The sequence below is a fragment of the Candidatus Desulfatibia sp. genome, from assembly GCF_036446775.1.
Taxonomy (GTDB): domain Bacteria; phylum Desulfobacterota; class Desulfobacteria; order Desulfobacterales; family UBA11574; genus Desulfatibia_A.
Map to the genome: position 1 here is coordinate 1 of NZ_JAZFTO010000148.1, position 2,039 is coordinate 2,039.

The 2,039-nt window shown below is 47.8% G+C and carries 3 protein-coding genes; all 3 read right to left on the reverse strand.

Features of this window, described 5'->3' with window-relative positions:
* Positions 1-186 (reverse strand): hypothetical protein (locus tag V3S16_RS07420; protein WP_413884038.1); only part of this gene is annotated, 186 nt, incomplete at its 3' end.
* Entirely contained in the window at positions 186-503 is a 318-nt protein-coding gene (locus V3S16_RS07425; protein WP_413884039.1) for a hypothetical protein, read from the reverse strand. The genes V3S16_RS07420 and V3S16_RS07425, both read right to left, overlap by 1 nt.
* A partial coding sequence (gene carB / locus V3S16_RS07430; RefSeq protein WP_413884040.1) for a carbamoyl-phosphate synthase large subunit occupies positions 504-2,039 on the reverse strand: 1,536 nt, incomplete at its 5' end.

Genomic DNA, 2,039 nt, shown 5'->3' on the forward strand with positions numbered 1-2,039 from the left:
AGAGTACCTCGCCATCCTTTTGCCGGTTCGCTTCCAGGCCTTTAAACTTTTGGTCTTTCTTAAAGCACGTTCAAGTAAATGGCATTTGACGCATTTGGTCTCAAAGAGCTTTTTGTCTTCCTTGATTGAAGCAAAGGCAACAGATGCCGTAAAAAAAACGATGAAGATAACCAATGTTTTTTTCATTAGAACACCTCCATTTCCATAAGAACCTGAATATGGGTTTGCACCGACTCTCCCAGTGCCTTGAGGTTGTACCCGCCTTCAAGCACGGAAACAAGCCGTCCCTGGGCGTGAACCTCGGCGATGTTCTTAACTCGGCGAGTCAGCTCTGCATAGCCTTTGCGAGTAAGCTTTATAAGCATAAGTTTATCGAGCAGTCCCGCAACCTCCAGCGCCTCAAAAATGGCTGTAAGCCGTTGAGCCATTTCCGGGTGGTGCGGTCCGGTGTCATGCTTCAGATATATCTCACCGTATACGAGTCCTGTTGCCGTCATTTGCATTTATAACTTATAGTACTCTTGCAAGCAGTTATATTCGATTTGTTTTAGCTTATTTGCTCTTATTCCGCGAACAATCGCTTCAGCTGCGGACAGGGTCGTAATAAAAGGGATCCGGTATTTAATCGCCGTCCACCCTATGGTGTATTCATCAACACGGGCGCGTTGCCCTAAAGGTGTATTGATTATCATGTTTATATTACCGTTCTTGATATCATCAACAACATTTGGCCGGCCTTCACTGGCTTTCATTACTTGTTGAACAGAAATACCTCGATTGGAAATATATTCAGCTGTTCCTCGGGTTGCAACTAGATGATATCCCAATTTTTTCAAACTTTCAGCGATGGGAAGAATCCGGGCTTTATCGTTATCATTAACGCTTAAAAATACAGTTCCGGACTTCGGAACGATGATACCGGTTGCCTGAAAGGCTTTCATTACCGCTTTCCCAAATGTGGTCGCAATGCCCATGGCTTCGCCGGTAGATCGCATTTCCGGGCGCAAAAAAATATCGGCTTTGTCGAAACGATCAAAGGGAAAAACAGATGCCTTTACCGCCACATAGGGCAGTTGTTCCTTGAATGAATAACCGAGTTGATCAATTTTTTTTCCGGCCATCACCTCAACAGCCATTTTGGCAATCGGTATTCCGGTTGCCTTGCTGACAAACGGCACGGTTCGCGACGCGCGCGGATTTACTTCAAGTACATAAAGTGTATCAAATAAAATCGCAAACTGAATGTTGAGCAGGCCCCTGACGTTCAGTGCTTCGGCAAGTATTCGAGTATAATCTTTTATATCTTCGCGCTGATCGCGGCTCAGTAAATAAGCAGGCAGGACGGCCATGCTGTCGCCTGAATGCACGCCGGCTTCTTCGATATGCTGCATGATCCCGCAAATTTCGGTGCGATCCCCATCACAAATTGCGTCCACGTCAAACTCATAGGCATCTTCAAGAAACCGGTCTATCAGCACCGGATGCTCTTCGGAGGCGCTGACGGCATGGCGCATATAATGTTCTAATGAAGCAAGGTCGTAAACGATCTCCATAGCGCGTCCGCCAAGGACATATGACGGTCGCACCATCAGGGGGAACCTGATACTCTTGCCTACTTCGATGGCTTCATCAATGGAGGTTGCCGTTCCGTATTGGGGATGGGGGATATCCAGCGAATCCAACAGCGCACCGAACCTATCTCGATCTTCGGCCAAGTCGATTGAATCCGGAGAGGTTCCCCATATGGGAACCCCTGCTTTTTCAAGAGGCAGTGCCAGCTTCAGCGGCGTCTGGCCGCCAAACTGGATAATGACGCCGTCGGGCTTTTCAAGTTCGATGACATCCAATACATCTTCGTAAGTGAGCGGTTCAAAATAAAGCTTATCGGCCACATCATAATCGGTGCTGACCGTCTCCGGGTTGCAGTAGATCATGATCGCTTCGATCCCCCGTCTTTTTAAGGCCAGGATGCCGTGAACGCAACAGTAATCGAATTCTATGCCCTGGCCTATTCGATTGGGTCCGCCGCCGAGAATGAT

Excerpts from the sequence above, each read along its gene's own strand:
- V3S16_RS07425 (WP_413884039.1), bottom strand. The coding sequence starts at position 503 with ATGCAAATGACGGCAACAGGACTCGTATACGGTGAGATATATCTGAAG.